Source organism: Psychroserpens sp. (assembly GCF_034670085.1).
Taxonomy (GTDB): Bacteria; Bacteroidota; Bacteroidia; order Flavobacteriales; family Flavobacteriaceae; genus Psychroserpens.
The window spans coordinates 401712-417994 of the sequence record NZ_JAXMOD010000001.1 but is presented as its reverse complement, the minus strand read 5'-3'; the positions used below and the strand labels follow the sequence as shown (position 1 = coordinate 417994).

The 16283-nt window shown below is 32.3% G+C and carries 14 protein-coding genes; 7 read left to right on the top strand and 7 right to left on the bottom strand.

What is annotated here, in order from left to right; all coding sequences use genetic code 11:
* Nucleotides 1-24: 24 nt before the first annotated feature.
* Nucleotides 25-786 (bottom strand): exodeoxyribonuclease III, encoded by a 762-nt coding sequence (locus VOI25_RS01805; RefSeq protein WP_323787190.1) that lies wholly within the window; start codon nt 784-786, stop codon nt 25-27.
* A gap of 135 nt (nt 787-921) precedes the next feature.
* Between VOI25_RS01805 and VOI25_RS01800 the strand changes: the two genes are divergently transcribed.
* Nucleotides 922-4350, top strand: coding sequence for a hypothetical protein (locus VOI25_RS01800; RefSeq protein ID WP_323787189.1), 3429 nt, complete (start codon nt 922-924; stop codon nt 4348-4350).
* Between the two features lie 85 nt (nt 4351-4435).
* Nucleotides 4436-4993: a DUF3575 domain-containing protein gene (locus tag VOI25_RS01795; protein WP_323787187.1), complete on the top strand. Its 558-nt coding sequence runs from the start codon at nt 4436-4438 to the stop codon at nt 4991-4993.
* Between the two features lie 88 nt (nt 4994-5081).
* Here VOI25_RS01795 and VOI25_RS01790 read toward each other — a convergent pair whose 3' ends face one another.
* Both VOI25_RS01790 and VOI25_RS01785 read right to left on the bottom strand, forming a co-directional pair.
* Nucleotides 5082-6623, bottom strand: coding sequence for a glycine--tRNA ligase (locus VOI25_RS01790; RefSeq protein WP_323787186.1), 1542 nt, complete (start codon nt 6621-6623; stop codon nt 5082-5084).
* Between the two features lie 64 nt (nt 6624-6687).
* Nucleotides 6688-7572: a hypothetical protein gene (locus tag VOI25_RS01785; protein WP_323787184.1), complete on the bottom strand. Its 885-nt coding sequence runs from the start codon at nt 7570-7572 to the stop codon at nt 6688-6690.
* Between the two features lie 129 nt (nt 7573-7701).
* Between VOI25_RS01785 and VOI25_RS01780 the strand changes: the two genes are divergently transcribed.
* Both VOI25_RS01780 and VOI25_RS01775 read left to right on the top strand, forming a co-directional pair.
* Nucleotides 7702-8322 carry a ComF family protein gene (locus VOI25_RS01780; protein ID WP_323787183.1) on the top strand — a complete coding sequence of 207 codons (621 nt, stop codon included), beginning with the start codon at nt 7702-7704 and terminating at the stop codon, nt 8320-8322.
* 131 nt (nt 8323-8453) lie between these two features.
* Nucleotides 8454-10013, top strand: a complete 1560-nt coding sequence (locus VOI25_RS01775) for an Ig-like domain-containing protein (RefSeq protein ID WP_323787182.1) — start codon at nt 8454-8456, stop codon at nt 10011-10013.
* Here the strand turns inward: VOI25_RS01775 and VOI25_RS01770 are convergent.
* From VOI25_RS01770 to VOI25_RS01760, 3 genes are all read right to left on the bottom strand, one after another.
* Nucleotides 10000-10779, bottom strand: a complete 780-nt coding sequence (locus VOI25_RS01770; RefSeq protein ID WP_323787181.1) for an amidohydrolase — start codon at nt 10777-10779, stop codon at nt 10000-10002. The two genes, VOI25_RS01775 and VOI25_RS01770, sit on opposite strands and share 14 nt — an antisense overlap.
* A gap of 93 nt (nt 10780-10872) precedes the next feature.
* Nucleotides 10873-11382, bottom strand: a complete 510-nt coding sequence (locus VOI25_RS01765; RefSeq protein ID WP_323787180.1) for a hypothetical protein — start codon at nt 11380-11382, stop codon at nt 10873-10875.
* Between the two features lie 64 nt (nt 11383-11446).
* Nucleotides 11447-12589, bottom strand: a complete 1143-nt coding sequence (locus tag VOI25_RS01760) for a methionine aminotransferase (RefSeq protein ID WP_323787179.1) — start codon at nt 12587-12589, stop codon at nt 11447-11449.
* Between the two features lie 55 nt (nt 12590-12644).
* Here VOI25_RS01760 and VOI25_RS01755 point away from each other — a divergent pair, with 55 nt between their 5' ends.
* Entirely contained in the window at nt 12645-13409 is a 765-nt protein-coding gene (locus tag VOI25_RS01755; RefSeq protein WP_323787177.1) for a hypothetical protein, read from the top strand.
* Between the two features lie 68 nt (nt 13410-13477).
* Here the strand turns inward: VOI25_RS01755 and ahcY are convergent, their stop codons facing one another.
* Complete coding sequence (gene ahcY, locus VOI25_RS01750) at nt 13478-14794, bottom strand: adenosylhomocysteinase (RefSeq protein ID WP_323787176.1); 1317 nt, start codon at nt 14792-14794, stop codon at nt 13478-13480.
* A gap of 128 nt (nt 14795-14922) precedes the next feature.
* On the opposite strand from ahcY, the gene VOI25_RS01745 reads away from it, so the two are divergent.
* Both VOI25_RS01745 and VOI25_RS01740 read left to right on the top strand, forming a co-directional pair.
* On the top strand, nt 14923-15549 hold the full coding sequence (locus tag VOI25_RS01745; protein WP_323787174.1) for a 4'-phosphopantetheinyl transferase family protein: 627 nt from the start codon (nt 14923-14925) through the stop codon (nt 15547-15549).
* Nucleotides 15550-16275, top strand: a complete 726-nt coding sequence (locus VOI25_RS01740) for a geranylgeranylglyceryl/heptaprenylglyceryl phosphate synthase (RefSeq protein WP_323787173.1) — start codon at nt 15550-15552, stop codon at nt 16273-16275. It begins immediately after the preceding gene.
* The last annotated feature ends 8 nt before the right edge of the window (nt 16276-16283 follow it).

Genomic DNA, 16283 nt, shown 5'->3' with positions numbered 1-16283 from the left:
TTAAGTTATTGATTTGTTTATATTTTAGTTATCAATTTCAATTAAAATAGGACAATGATCACTGTGAACGGCTTCCGAAAGGATAACGCTTCGTTTGATGTTTTCTTGTAAAGGAAGACTGGCCATAGCATAATCTAATCGCCAACCTTTATTATTTGCTCTAGAATTCGCTCTATAACTCCACCAGCTATATTCTTGTTTCTCAGGATGCAAATATCGGAATGAATCTATAAATCCACTATCGATAAAGTTTCCAAGCCATTCACGTTCTTCAGGTAAAAAACCAGAAACACCTTTCATTTTTGGATTATGAATGTCTATAGCTTCATGGCAAATATTATAATCACCAAGAACGACTAAGTTAGGCAACTCGTTTCGTAAGTTATTGAGATAGTTATGTATCATATCCATATACTCAAATTTGTGTGCTAATCGCGCATCATTAGTTCCTGAAGGCAAATACATGCTCATTACAGACAATCCATCAAAATCTACTCTTAAATTTCGACCTTCAAAATCCATAGATTCAATACCTGTTCCATATTCTACATGATTTGGTTCTGTTTTACTCAAAATTGCTACGCCACTATAGCCTTTTTTTTGTGCACTAAACCAATAATTATACTTGTAACCTGCATTTTCTATGGCTTCAATATCTACTTGTTCTTTCATGGCCTTGATTTCTTGTAAGCAAATCACATCTGGATTTGCACTTATAAGCCAATCGCCAAAGCCTTTATTCATTGCTGCACGAATACCATTTACGTTGTAGGAAACTATTTTCATAATATAAATTTATTAGATATTTATTGTTAAATGCCGATTATCGGCCTAAATTAAATAATACTGTACTTTTACACTATTATTTTAACCCGATTTTAAGGATAAAATAATTTCTGTCTTTAGAAGTTTATATACTGAATGAAAATTGCTATTTCAATTATCTGTTTTATTATGGGTTGCTCTGCATTTGCGCAAGAGCCAACCTCAAATTATAGGACTAAAAAAGTAAGGGTTAAAGACTCCATAAAGATTGATACTGTTAGTATTAATACCAGTAGTTTTATTTTACGACGAAAAGATAATACCATAATTGATTCTTCATATTATCATATTGATTTTTCAAAAGCCATATTGACATTTAAGAAACCTGTTGAAACAGATTCAATTGTTATTGATTATTTGAGGTATCCAGATTTTATGACCAAAAAGTATTTTCAATTAGATGAACGCATTATTGTAGAAAACACTGATAATCTTCAACGATTATACAAGTTAAATCAATCTAACGTGCAACGTTCGTTTTTACCTTTTGATGGATTAAGTACGTCTGGAAGTATTTCTCGTGGTGTCACGATTGGGAATAATCAAAATTCGGTATTAAATAGTGAATTGGATTTGCAAATTTCAGGAAAGTTAAGTGATAAAGTATCGTTGAGAGCTTCTATTCAAGATGCCAATATTCCCTTACAAGAAAGTGGTTATTCACAACGATTAGATGAATTTGATCAGGTGTTTATTGAACTTTTTAGTGATTCCTGGAATATTAGAGCAGGTGATATAGATTTAATTAACGAGACCAGTTATTTTGCTTCGTTTACAAAACGCGTACAAGGTTTATTGGTCAATGTAGATTTTGATAAAGAAGACTCAAAATCAAATGTATTTGCTTCTGGAGCATTAGTTAGAGGTCAGTTTACGAGTAGCCAATTTACAGCACAAGAAGGAAATCAAGGGCCTTATAAATTGCGTGGTCCTAATAGCGAGTTGTTTGTATTGATTGTCTCTGGAAGTGAAACTGTGTATGTCAATGGAATAGCTATCGAACGAGGTGAAAACAAAGATTATATTATCGATTATAATGCAGGTGAAATAATTTTCAACTCTACATTTCCCATTACTTCTGAAATGCGAATTACTGTAGATTATCAATTTAGTGAACGGAATTTTTCTCGTTTTACCGTTTTTGGAGGTGGAAATTATGAAACGGAAAAATTAAAACTTGGAGTTTCTGTGTATTCCGAAGTCGATTCTAAAAATCAACCCTTACAACAAAATTTGTCTTCAGAACAAGTCGCAATTTTAGCTGAGGCTGGAGATAATCAATCCTTAATGGTTGCGCCTTCTGATGTGGAGGAAGCCTTTGATGAGAATCGTATTTTGTACAGAAAAGACATCGTTGGAGGAGAAGAGATCTTTGTGTTTTCAAATAATCCAGATGATGAATTGTTTAGCGTTCGATTTACACAGGTTGGCATTAATCAAGGAAACTATAATATTAAAACTGAATTTGAAGGTCAAACTTTTAATCCTTTAAATAATGTCTATGAATATGTGCCACCAATTGCAGGTGTACTTCAAGGTAATTATGAACCTATTGTACAATTGATTGCTCCTGTGAAATTGCAGGTAGCCGTAGTCAACGGAACGTATAAGCCAACAGAAAGTACAGACATTTTATTCGAATTAGCTGGAAGTAGAAATGATTTGAACTTGTTTTCTAGTGTTGACGATACTAATAATGATGGGTTTGCAGGAAAGTTAACTGTGAGGCAACAATTAGTTAAAACAGATAGCTTATGGAACTTGAGTGCTTATGGTGATGCAGATATTATTCAGAAAGATTTTAGAACTATAGAACGCTTGTATAGACCTGAATTTAATAGGGATTGGAATTTAGAAAACCCACTCGGTAATCAGAGTTTATTGTCTTCAGGATTAGAAGTTTTTCATCCTGAAAAAGGAATGGCAAATTACAAGTTTGAACATTTGAATTATTCTGAAAATTTTAATGGTAATCGTCATAATCTTTTAGCAAATCTGAGGTTAAAACAATTCAATATTTTTTCAACATCGAGTTATTTAACTAACAATAGTAGTGCATCACAATCTACCTTTTTAAGGTCTTACAATCGTGTTGTTTATAATTTTAAAAAGCAATGGGTTGGAACGAAGCTAGCAATGGAAGATAATGAGCAACGATTAAAATCTAATGATTCATTAACGAATTTAAGTCAGCGCTTTACATCATACGAAGTTTTTACAGGTATAGGCGATAGTACAAACGTTTTTGTAGAAATTGGATACAAACAAAGAGTTAATGATAGTTTGCGATTGAATCGTATTGAAAAGGTTAACAGTTCTAACACCTACTATATCAAATCTCGAATTATAAAAAATAAGCATACAGACTTGGCTATTTTTGCAAATTACAGACGATTAAAACAAGAAGATCCAAATTTAGAAAATGACCAATCATTGAATTCAAGATTGAATTTTAATCAGAAGTTGTTCAATAATTTCATCATTTGGAATACCGTTTTTGAAACCAATTCAGGTACCTTACCGCGTCAAGATTTTACTTATGTTGAAGTTGAACCAGGTCAAGGTGCTTACACTTGGATCGATTACAATAACAACAATATTCAAGAACTCGACGAATTTGAATTGGCACAATTTGTCGATGAAGGTAGTTTTATTCGTGTGTTATTACCAAATCAAGTCTTTGTTCGAACGCATCAAAACAGATTAAGTCAAACACTAACACTAAATCCGCAACAGTGGTCAACTTCAGAAAATAACACTAAGAAATTCTGGTCTCATTTTTATAACCAAACCTCGTTTTTGATAGATCGCAAAGATGAAAGGCAAGGAAATACTTTTGATTTGAATCCCTTTTCAAAAGACAAAGAGAATCAATTGGCACTTAATAAAAGTATAAGAAATGTCTTGTTTTTTAATCGAGGGAAGCAGAAATTCACGACCTCGTATACCTTTTTAAATAACACAAATCGGTCTGTTTTATCTGTAGGATTTCAAGAAAATAAACTGCAGAGTCATCAGCTTCAGTTTAATCATAAATTCGCGACAAGTTGGTTGATAAATTTTGAATCTAGTTTAGAAATAAATGAAAGTATCAATGAGAATTTTGTGTCTCGAAATTATACCTTAGATCAAATTCGTCTTGAACCAAAGTTGTCTTATATCTTTAATGACAATGCTCGTTTTGATGTCTTCTATCAATATACGACTAAAGAAAATTCAATTGGTAATATGGAAAGTTTATTGCAAAATAATTTCGGATTATCATTCACTTATAATAATGCACAAAAAATCGCATTAACAGGAGAAGTCAATTATTTCAAAAATGAATATGATGGTAATCCTAACACTCCTGTAGCCTATCAAATTTTAGAAGGTCTTCAGCCTGGAAATAACTTTACATGGAGTTTATTAGCACAAAAGAAATTGACTAAATTTTTAGATTTAAACCTTAATTACTTCGGAAGAAAAACAGAATCAAGCAAAACCATTCATACAGGAACAGTTCAGTTGAAAGCATATTTTTAAATTCTAAAAATATTTTTTTCTTACGCAACCTTTTTAATACTATTGCATCTTTAATTATAACCCAATACTAAACCTAAACTAGATAATGAAAAAGTATATTTTAACTACAATGAGTTTGATGTTCTTTGCTTCACTTTTTGCGCAAGATGACCAAACAAGAGATGATGATGCTCTGCGATCAAATGAAATAAAAATAAATGCATTATATACTGTTGTTGGTGCGTTTGATATCACCTACGAGCGTTTGTTGAATCAAGAATCTGGTGTTGGATTAAATGTGGTTTTACCTTATGACAAAGACATAAAAGATGAAATCAATTATTATATTTCTCCTTATTACCGAATCTATTTTGGCAATAAATATGCTTCAGGGTTTTTCTTAGAGGGATTTGGGATGTTACATTCTACCAATTACAATGAATCATTAGGTTTATTAGATGGTTTTGATCCTTTTATTGATATCGTAGAAATTAAAAAAACAGAAACTAATTTTGCTCTTGGTTTTGGTGCTGGAGGGAAATGGTATACAAAGAGTGGTTTCGTTGGTGAATTAAGTTTTGGTGTTGGTCGTAACCTAATGGAAAGTGATTATTATAGTGATTTTGTAGGTAAAATTGCTATTACTGTTGGTTATCGCTTTTAATTAGTAACCCATTTTTAATAATAAAACTCCCAAACTAAATTAGCTTGGGAGTCCTTATCTTAATAGTCCTGTCTTCACAGGAGTTTTTTTATTTCATTTTCTGAAGCCAATGCTTCACATCGACTTCTTTTTTGATGATCTCACGTAAATCTTCAATCTTAACACGTTGCTGTTCCATGGTGTCTCTATGACGAATGGTAACGGTGTCGTCTTCTAAAGTATCGTGGTCTACAGTAATGCAGAAAGGAGTTCCGTTGGCATCTTGACGTCTGTAACGTCTTCCAACAGCATCTTTTTCATCATAAATCACATTGAAATCCCATTTTAAATCTTCAATGATTTGTCTTGCTATTTCAGGTAAGCCATCCTTTTTTACTAAAGGTAAAACGGCTGCCTTTGTTGGTGCTAAAACTGCTGGTAATTTTAAAACAGTTCTTACGCTTCCATCTTCCAGGGTTTCATCTTCCAATGCATTAGAAAAGATAGCTAAGAACATACGGTCTAAACCAATAGATGTTTCTAAAACATAAGGTGTATAACTTGCATTATCTTCATGGTCAAAATATTGTAATTTCTTTCCTGAAAACTCTTCGTGTTGTTTTAAATCGAAATCTGTGCGCGAATGAATCCCTTCTAATTCTTTAAAACCAAATGGGAATCTAAATTCAATATCTGTAGCTGCATCAGCATAATGGGCTAATTTTTCATGGTCATGGAAACGGTAATTATCTTGTCCCATTCCTAGTGATAAATGCCATTTCATTCGTGTGTCTTTCCAATGCTCAAACCATTCTTTTTGAGTTCCTGGTTTAATAAAGAACTGCATTTCCATTTGTTCAAACTCACGCATTCTAAAAATAAATTGTCTTGCAACGATTTCATTTCTGAAGGCTTTACCTGTTTGTGCAATACCAAACGGAATTTTCATACGTCCAGTTTTTTGAACGTTTAAAAAGTTGACAAAAATACCTTGAGCAGTTTCCGGACGTAAGTATAAGTCCATCGCACTCTCAGCACTTGCTCCCAATTTAGTACCAAACATTAGATTAAATTGTTTGACATCTGTCCAATTTCTAGAACCTGTTAGAGGATCGGCAATTTCTAATTCTTCAATCAAGGCTTTTACATCGGCTAAATCTTCTTTTTCAAGCGATTGCCCAAGACGTTTTAGAATGGTATCAATTTTTTCTTTATAACCAACAACTCTTCCGTTGGTGCTTACAAATTCTTCTTTATTGAAAGCATCACCAAAACGTTTTTCAGCTTTACTGATTTCCTTGTCTATTTTGTTTTCAATTTTAGCGCAATAATCTTCCACTAAAACATCTGCACGATAGCGTTTTTTAGAATCTTTATTGTCAATTAAAGGATCGTTAAATGCATCAACGTGACCTGAAGCTTTCCAAGTGGTAGGATGCATAAAAATTGCAGCATCGATACCAACAATATTTTCATTCATTTGCACCATGGCTTTCCACCAGTAGTCACGAATGTTCTTTTTGAGTTCTGCGCCATTTTGTGCATAATCATATACTGCACTTAATCCATCGTAGATTTCACTACTCTGAAACACGTAACCATACTCTTTTGCATGAGAGATTACCTTTTTAAATTGATCTTCGTTTGCCATAGGTGCAAAAATAAAAAACCGCTCCAATTTATAGAGCGGTTTTTAATAAATTATATTGGTATCGTTAATTTAATTTTACTTGAGTACTTCCTAATTGACGATCATTATGAAAAACATTAATAAAATAAGTGCCTTTTGTTAATGGTCTTTCATCTGCATCAGCTTCAATATCTAAACAGATATCAATAACTTCGTTGTAGTATTCTACTGTTTTTTTAGAACTATATATTAACGAAGAGTTTCCGAAAACAATAGCGCCTTGATCAGACACAACGTTATTTTGTGGATTCACAATTTGGATGTAGATTTCTTTTTCTCCTTGTTCAGTTAATGAGTTTTCAGCCAAAGTAAAACACACTTCTATATGATCTACTTTTTTAGCGTTGTTAGTTGCACGTTTTTTTCCAAGAATTTTTGTAAACGAATTAGCTTTAAATGAGTTTGCAGTGAGTAAAGCTCCTTTTATTAAACTTCTATTGAGATTTTCATTAGCTTCTAATAAGGAATGGTTCGCTCGACGTTGATTTACCAATTCATTTCGTGTTATTTGATTTTCTTCTTTAAGAGTTTGATTTACCAAATCAAGAGAGTCAATAGCAGTGAATAAGGTTTTATTCTTTAATTTTAAGCTGTAAAGTTGTTCTTTGAATCGTGAAATAACAGAAAGATCGCTTTTAAGCATGCTTAAAGAATCTAAAGCGACTTTAGTATCTTTTTTGGCAACCTGAAGTTGAGATGCGATTATATCATTAGAAACAGAAACTTCGTCATATCTTGTTATCATTTGAGATAACTCACTTTCTACGAGTTTCTTTTCTTGTTCTAAAAATTGTTGATGCGTTTGAATGGATTGATAATTAGTATAACTAAAAACGCTTAATACTGTAACAGCAACTATTAAAGAACCAATAATTAATCTATAGTTAAATAATCGAGGGTTAACTATCATTATTAATTTTGTTATTTTACTTTGCGAAACTAGAGAATATGATTACGATAATTTATTTTATTCGATGAAATGGTAATAAATTTGTTAAACTTGTTTTTTCCGAAGATTTGCTTGGGTTGTCAAAACCATTTGACCGACAATGAATTACATATTTGTACAACATGCAGACATCAATTACCATTAACAAACTTTCATTTTGACAGATCTAATGCAGTTCATAAAATGCTATATGGTCGAATAAAAATTGAAGAAGCCACTGCACTTTTACATTTTTCAAAAAAGGGAATAGTTCAACAACTCATGCATAATTTAAAATATAGAAATCATGAAATTGTAGGTCAGGTTTTAGGTGAATGGTTAGGTGAAGAACTTAAACATGCTGAGACGTATACGACAATAGATGTAGTTATACCTGTTCCGTTACATAAAGCAAAACAAAAAGAAAGAGGGTATAACCAAGTTGATAAATTCGGAAAAGCATTAGCAAAAGCCTTAAATGCAGATTATAATTCAAGTACCTTAATTAAGACAACAGCAACAAAAACACAAGTATTTAAGGATCGATTGAAACGAAGTTCAAATATTGAAGCAAATTTTACAATCTCAGAAAGCGATACCTTAAGAGATAAACATGTGTTATTAGTGGATGATATTATTACCACAGGTGCAACAATTGAAGCTTGTGCGAACGCACTTTTTACAATTGATGGTCTAAAACTTAGTGTTGCAACAATGGCAATTACAGATTAGAGTTTTTATAGTGTCAAAAGCACGTTAATTGTTTTGACTATGCTCGAAATAGTTGTTAATTTGTTTAAAATTCGAAATTTACAATGCGTATAAAATGGTTTAAGAATTTAGTTTTAGTGTTAAGTATAACTATGCTTTACACCTGTGCTAATAGAGGTAGACCTTCTGGTGGAGAAAAAGATATTGAACCACCATTGATTCTAAAAGTTGTCCCAGAAAATTTCTCTACTAATTTCAGAGGGAATGAAATTCGTATCTATTTCAATGAATTTATAAAGATGAAGAATTTGCAAAAGCAACTCATTATCTCACCTCCAATGGATACAGAACCTACAATTACGCCTTTAGGTGCTGCAAGTAAATATATTAAGATTGTCATTAACGATACACTTGAAGACAATACGACTTATGCTTTTAATTTTGGTCAGAGTATTGTTGATAACAACGAAGAAAATCCGTACGATTATTATAGGTATGTGTTTTCTACTGGAGATGTTATTGATTCGCTTTCAGTTAAAGGTACAATACTGGATGCTATAGATTTAAAGCCTGATACGTTTGTTTCCGTCATGTTATATGAATTAGATTCTACCTATACTGACTCTACGGTTTACAAACAGAAACCAAAATATATTACGAATACGCTCGATAGTTTAACAACCTTTAGTATTGATAATATTAAAGAAGGACAATATAAACTTGTTGCACTTAAAGATGAAAATGGAAACTTTACCTATCAGCAAAAAAGTGATAAAATCGGTTTCTACGAAGGTGTTGTTTCAGTCCCAACAGATACGAGTTATACTTTAAAATTGTTTAAAGAAGTTCTAGATTTTGATGTTAAACGTCCTAAACAAATTGCAGGTCAGAAAATTGGTTTTGGATTTGAAGGCGACTATGAAGATATGACCATTGACTTATTAGGTGATACACCTGAAGGTTTTGAAAAACGAATTACAAAAGATATTTCAAAAGACACTATGTATTATTGGTACAAGCCAAAGATTGAATTGGATTCGGTACTTTTTGTAATTAAAAATAAAACCTTTGTAGATACCTTAACTCATAAATTTAGAGACATTGAGAAGGATTCATTAGTTATAAAAGCTATAAAAACAGGAACCTTGAACTTTACAGAAGATTTTATAATTGAAGGTTCTGTTCCTTTTGTAAAACTAGACGAAAAACAAGTCACTATTTTAGATAAAGATTCGATTATTGTTCCGTTTACAACAAGTTATGATGAGCCTAAAAATAGGTATCAATTTAGCTTTGAAAAGAAAGAGTCTGATAAATATAATATTCAAATGTTGCCCAACACTTTTGAAGATTTTTTTGGCAATGTCAACGACACATTAAGTTATGCGTTGAGAACAAAAACCTTGGCTGATTATACTAATATTCGTGTTCGATTAGAAAATGCAGTATATCCAGTTATTGTTCAACTAACCACTGATAAAGGTGTAGTTAAATACGAGCAATTTGCTACAGAAGAACAGTTGTTTGATTTTAAAAATTTAGATCCAAGCATGTATTATATTCGTGTAATTTATGATACTAATGGCAATCAAAAATGGGACTCTGGAAACTTCTTATTACAAATACAGCCTGAGCGCGTAAGTTATGCTATAGGCTTGATTGATGGAAGAGCTGGTTGGGATTATCCAGAAGAGGTTTTTAAACTAGATTAAAATCATCTTTGTCATTTAAAAACCCAAGTTTGTTTCTATACGTTTCAATGTGAGTTTTGTCTAAAGTTATAATTTCAATTGCTTCTGTATCATAAGGAATTGAATCCATTCGTTTACCAAGTACGTCATAGGCTGCTGAATGTCCAGAATATTCAAAGTTATTTCCATCTAAACCAACACGATTAATACCAATACAATAGCTCATGTTTTCTATTGCTCGAGCTTGCAACAAAGCATCCCAAGCATTAACTCTTACTTTTGGCCAATTAGCAACATAAAAAAGCAGGTCATAATTTTCACTATTTCTTGCCCAAACGGGAAAACGCAGATCATAACAAATTAAAGGCTTGATTTTCCAACCCTTAAAATTGATGATTATATTGTGTTGACCAGCAGTAAATACTTTGTGTTCACCAGCTAATGTGAATGTATGTCGTTTGTCATAACTATCTATTTTGCCATTTGGATGCACAAATACTAATCGGTTAAAAAAAGTATTATTTTCTTTAATAATTAGGCTTCCCGTAATTGCGGCATTTTTTTCCTTAGAAAGTTTTTGCATCCAAGAGATTGTTTCTCCTGTCATGGTTTCAGCAACTTCAGTGGCATTCATTGTGAAACCAGAGGTAAACATTTCTGGTAAAATAAATATATCTACTGAGTTAGATATAGACGAAATTTTAGCATTGAAATTTTGTCTATTCTGCTCTGGGTTCTCCCAAACCAAATTAGATTGTATTAAGGCGATTTTTAATTCGTTATTCATGAACTAAAATTACAAATTTTTGGACATAAAAAAATCTATTTCAGTTATCAATAAAATAACTGAAATAGATATTTTGTTTATAAAAGAAGTTGATTAAACCTTCTTTTTCGCTTTTTTAATTGCCATTCTATAACCTTCAATTTTTTTTAGCCATTTGGCTTCATCCTGAGGTGATAGCTTGCCTTTTCGTTTTAGCTTATCATATTTTTTTTGAGAGCTCTCTAATTTCTTAGTGGCTTTTTCAAGTTTATCTTGAGCTTTTTGTTGTTGTTTTAATGCTTTTTCAGCCTTTTTTTGCTTCTTTTCAGCTTTTTTCTGTGATTTTTCGGCTTTTTTCTTGTCTTTTTCTAGTTTTTCAGCATCTTTTTGAAATTTAGCGTCTTCCTTTAATGCTTTCTCTTTGAGTTTGATTTTTTCCGAAACGATATTAGCTTGTTTTAAAAGGGCTGATTTTTCTTCAAGAGTTAAAATTTCGGTAACATCTTTTCCGTCTAAAAAGATACGTTCGTTTTTAACCTGATACACTTTTCCGTCTTTTTCAATGTCTTGTGCAGTTACAGATATGCTCAACATTAAGATGAATAATAAGATAATATATTTCATTGTAATTAAATATTTGCGTTTAAAATTAGACACAAATGTAATGAAGAAGTCACTTAAGTTATTGTTAAATTTTATTGAGAATGTCGGCTGCTTGTTTTAAGGTGTCATGGGTTTTAGCAAAACAAAAACGCAAGACTTTATGGTCAATTTTGTTGTCGTAAAAAACGGACAAAGGAATTGAAGCAATGCCGTTTTTAATGGTTAATTGTTTGGCAAATTTAACATCATTCATAGTTGTAATTTCAGAATAATCTAAGACCTGAAAATAAGTGCCTTTAGAAGGTGTAAATGTAAACCTCGAATCTTTAATAAGTTCTAAAAACGTATCGCGCTTTTCTTGATAGAAACTTGGCAATTCTAAATAATGACTTGAATCTTGGAGATAATCTGCTAAGGCTTTTTGAGTTGGATGATGTACTGAAAACACATTGAACTGATGTACATTTCTGAACGCTTCCATTAATAGTTTTGGAGCGCAACAGTAACCAATTTTCCATCCAGTATTATGAAAGGTTTTTCCGAAAGACGCTGTAATAAAACTGCGTTGCTTTAAGTTTTGAAATCGGCAGATACTTTGGTGTTGCTCACCATCAAAAATTATATGCTCATATACTTCGTCACTGAGAACAATGATGTCTGTATCATTAGTGAGTTCCTGAAGTTTTAGCATATCACTTTTACTCATGACAGTACCGGTAGGATTGTGTGGCGTATTGATAAGGATCATTTTTGTTTTAGGATTGATATGGTCCTTAACAACATCCCAATTTATTTTATAATGTGGAGCTTCTAAAGCAATCCCAATGGTTTTTCCACCATTGGCTTCAATTGAAGGTTGATAACTGTCATAAGCTGGTTTAAAAATGATGACTTCGTCATTAGGTTTTATAAATGAAGAAATAATTGTAAAAATGGCTTGTGTTGCACCAGCAGTCACTGTGATTTCAGTTTCAGGATTGTAGCTTGAATTGTATAGAATTTGAAACTTATTGGAAATAGCTTTGCGTAATTCCATACTTCCAGCCATTGGAGCATACTGATTGTAACCAGAATTCATGGCTTTAGTTACTCCATTAATTAATTTTTGATCGCTCTTAAAATTTGGAAACCCTTGAGATAAATTAATAGCATTGTGTTCGTTGGCCAAAGCACTCATTACTGAAAAAATGGAGGTTTCTACGTTGGTTAATTTTGGTGTGAATTGCATAAAAATTGTTGAATTATAAAGATACTATTTTTGATATATAGTCGTTATTCATTCTATGAAAAAACTAGTTTTAAGTTTATTGATTTTCATTTGTATCTATAATCTACCTGCTCAGGAAGTTAAAACTATTCATGTATTTGTTGCATTATGTGATAATGTGAATCAAGGCATTGTACCTGTTCCTGCTAAACTTGGCAATGGTCAAGATATTAAAGGGAATTTATATTGGTCAGCTCTCTATGGTGTAAAAACTCATTTTAAGAACAGTAAGGATTGGACGTTAATGGCTTCGGAAACAGATATAAGTAATCATATTTTAGAACGTGTATTATTTAAACATAAAACGACCAACACTTATCTTTTAGCTGATGCTTATGACGGAAAGTACATTAAGCAAACAACTATTGATTTTTTGGAAGCTACAGCTGGACGAAATCCTTTACATATAATGTATGAAGATCAAATACTAAACTTTGGAGGTGATGCTCAATTGTTATCGTATATAGGTCATGATGGTTTAATGGAGTTTCGTGTTGATGGAGATTTTAAACCAATTAATGAAAATAAGCGTGATGCCATTATTTTGGCGTGTATTAGCAGAGATTATTTTAAGCCATATTTAAAACAAACCAACGCAAATCCGTTAGTTTGGACAACAGGTTTAATGGCTCCCGAAGCATATACACTAAAATGGGCAATTGATGGTTGGATACTACATGAAGCTGATTCTGAAATTAGTGATCGTGCAGCGAAAGCTTATAATCAATATCAAAAATGTGGATTGGGAGGAGCAAGGCGATTGTTGGTGACGGGTTATTAAAAAACCCTCACATCTCTGCAAGGGTTTTCTTGTTATCTAAAAGCGGAGCGCTCTAAAAATCTAATGATCTAGTAACGATAATGCTCAGGTTTGTAAGGACCTTCAACTTGAACACCAATATAACTAGCTTGTTCTTCGCGAAGCTCAGTAAGCTCAACTCCGATTTTTGCCAAGTGTAATTTTGCTACTTTTTCATCTAAAGCCTTTGGTAACATATATACATCATTTCCATAAGCTTCCTTGTTATTCCACAATTCGATTTGTGCTAAAGTTTGATTTGTAAATGAATTACTCATTACAAAACTTGGATGTCCTGTAGCACAACCTAAGTTTACTAAACGACCTTCAGCTAAAATGATAACATCGTTTCCGTTAACATTATATTTATCAACTTGTGGCTTAATAGTATCTTTGGTATGTCCATGATTTTTATTTAACCAAGCCATATCAATTTCGTTATCAAAGTGACCAATATTACAAACGATTGCTTTGTCTTTTAATGCTTCAAAATGACGTGCTTGAACTATATCTTTATTTCCAGTAGTGGTAATAACAATATCAGTGTTTCCAATTACTGTTTCTAGTTTTTTGACTTCAAAACCATCCATGGCAGCTTGTAAAGCACAAATTGGATCAATTTCAGTTACCGTAACTATACTACCAGCACCTTTAAAAGAAGCAGCAGTTCCTTTACCAACATCACCATAACCACAAACAGTTACACGTTTTCCTGCTAACATTGTATCTGTTGCACGACGAATAGCATCTACAGCAGATTCTTTACAACCGTATTTGTTATCAAATTTAGATTTAGTCACCGAATCATTCACATTGATCGCTGGCATAGGTAAAGTACCGTTTTTTACACGTTCGTATAAACGGTGAACACCAGTTGTAGTTTCTTCAGATAAACCATTAATTCCAGAAGCTAATTCAGGATATTTATCTAACACCATATTGGTTAAATCTCCTCCATCATCTAAAATCATATTTAGAGGTTTTCTGTCTTCACCAAAGAACAAGGTTTGTTCAATACACCAATCAAATTCTTCTTCTGTCATGTCTTTCCATGCATAAACAGCAGTTCCTGCATCAGCAATAGCAGCAGCAGCTTGATCTTGAGTAGAGAAAATATTACATGAACTCCAAGTTACTTCTGCACCTAAAGCTTGTAATGTTTCAATTAAAACAGCCGTTTGAATGGTCATATGCAAGCATCCAGCAATACGAGCACCTTTTAACGGTTGTGAATTTTTATACTCTTCACGTAAACTCATTAATCCTGGCATTTCTGCTTCGGCCAATTTAATTTCTTTTCTTCCCCAAGCCGCAAGCGACATGTCTTTTACCTTATTCGGTACGTAAGCAACAGTTTTTGTACTCATATCTTTTTCTTGTTTTAAAATTGCATAGCCTTTGGGTTTATGGCTTAAATAACTAAATTCGCTATATTAAAAATTACCAAATTCGCCTTAGGCGATGCAAAGATAACCATTAAGTTTCAGATAATTAAATGCCACTTTATAAAACTATTGATGTAAACTCACAAACTACTGTTAAAATCTGGAAGATTACAGAGTCTTATGAAGAGTTATTAAAACCCTTAGACTTAAAACCTAACAGTTTAGAACGTGTTTTAGGAATGAAAAGTGAGCTTCATCAACGTGGTTTTTTGAGTGTGCGTCATCTACTTCGAGATTTTGGTTATACAGATCAAGATTTATTTTATGACAACCATGGGAAGCCACATTTAAAAGATGGAAAACACATTTCTATAACACATTCGTTTACATTTTCTGGAGTAATAATAAGTGATAATGACGTTGGAATTGACATTGAAAAACAGCGTGATAAAATAACCATTATTGCAAAAAAATTTGTGGATTATGAGTTTTATTACTTATCTAAAAATGACAATGATTACATCAAAAAACTTACAGTGATTTGGGGAATTAAAGAATCCTTATACAAATTGTTTGCAACGCCAGGAATGTTGTTTAGAGAACATTTTTTAGTTATTCCGTTTATGATAGAGGACACAGAAACAGTAGCATGGATAGATTACCAAAACAAAAAATACAGATTCAATACACATTTCTTAGAATTTGAAGGATTTACGTGTGCTTATGTAACCACCTAAATGAAAGCAGTTCAAAAAAATATACGAAGTTCAATTTCTAAAGGCGAACAGCTTTTGGCAGTTTTGATGGATCCTGATAAAATTAAGCCTAAGGTGATATCTGAATTCATGCAAAAACTAAATCAATCCATAGCAACACATATTTTTGTTGGTGGAAGTACGGTTAATGATAATGACACGAAAGCTTTAGTTGTTGAAATTAAAAGGCACACCAATTTGCCTATTGTTTTATTCCCAGGTGATGTAACTCAAATCACAAATGATGCTAATGCATTGTTGTTTTTATCCTTGATTTCTGGAACTAACCCAGATTACCTTATTAGTAAACACATTACAGCGGTCTCCAAGTTGCGAAAGTCTAGCTTGGAAGTTATTCCAACGGGCTATATTTTGATAGAAAATGGTAAACAAACGTCTGTAGAAAAAGTGACTAAAACAACACCACTATCAAGACAAAATGTGCAACAAATTGTAGACACAGCAAAAGCAGGAGAACTTCTAGGAATGCAATTAATATATCTCGAAGCTGGCAGTGGTGCTTTACATCCTGTACCCTTAGAAATTATCAATTCTGTAAAGCAGGAACTAAGTATTCCATTAATTGTTGGAGGTGGAATTAGAACTAAAAAGCAATTAAAGGACGCGTACAATTCTGGAGCAGATCTAGTCGTTATTGGGACAGCTTTTGAAGAAGATGATGCTTTCTTTGATGAATTAAAGAAATAAAAAATAGA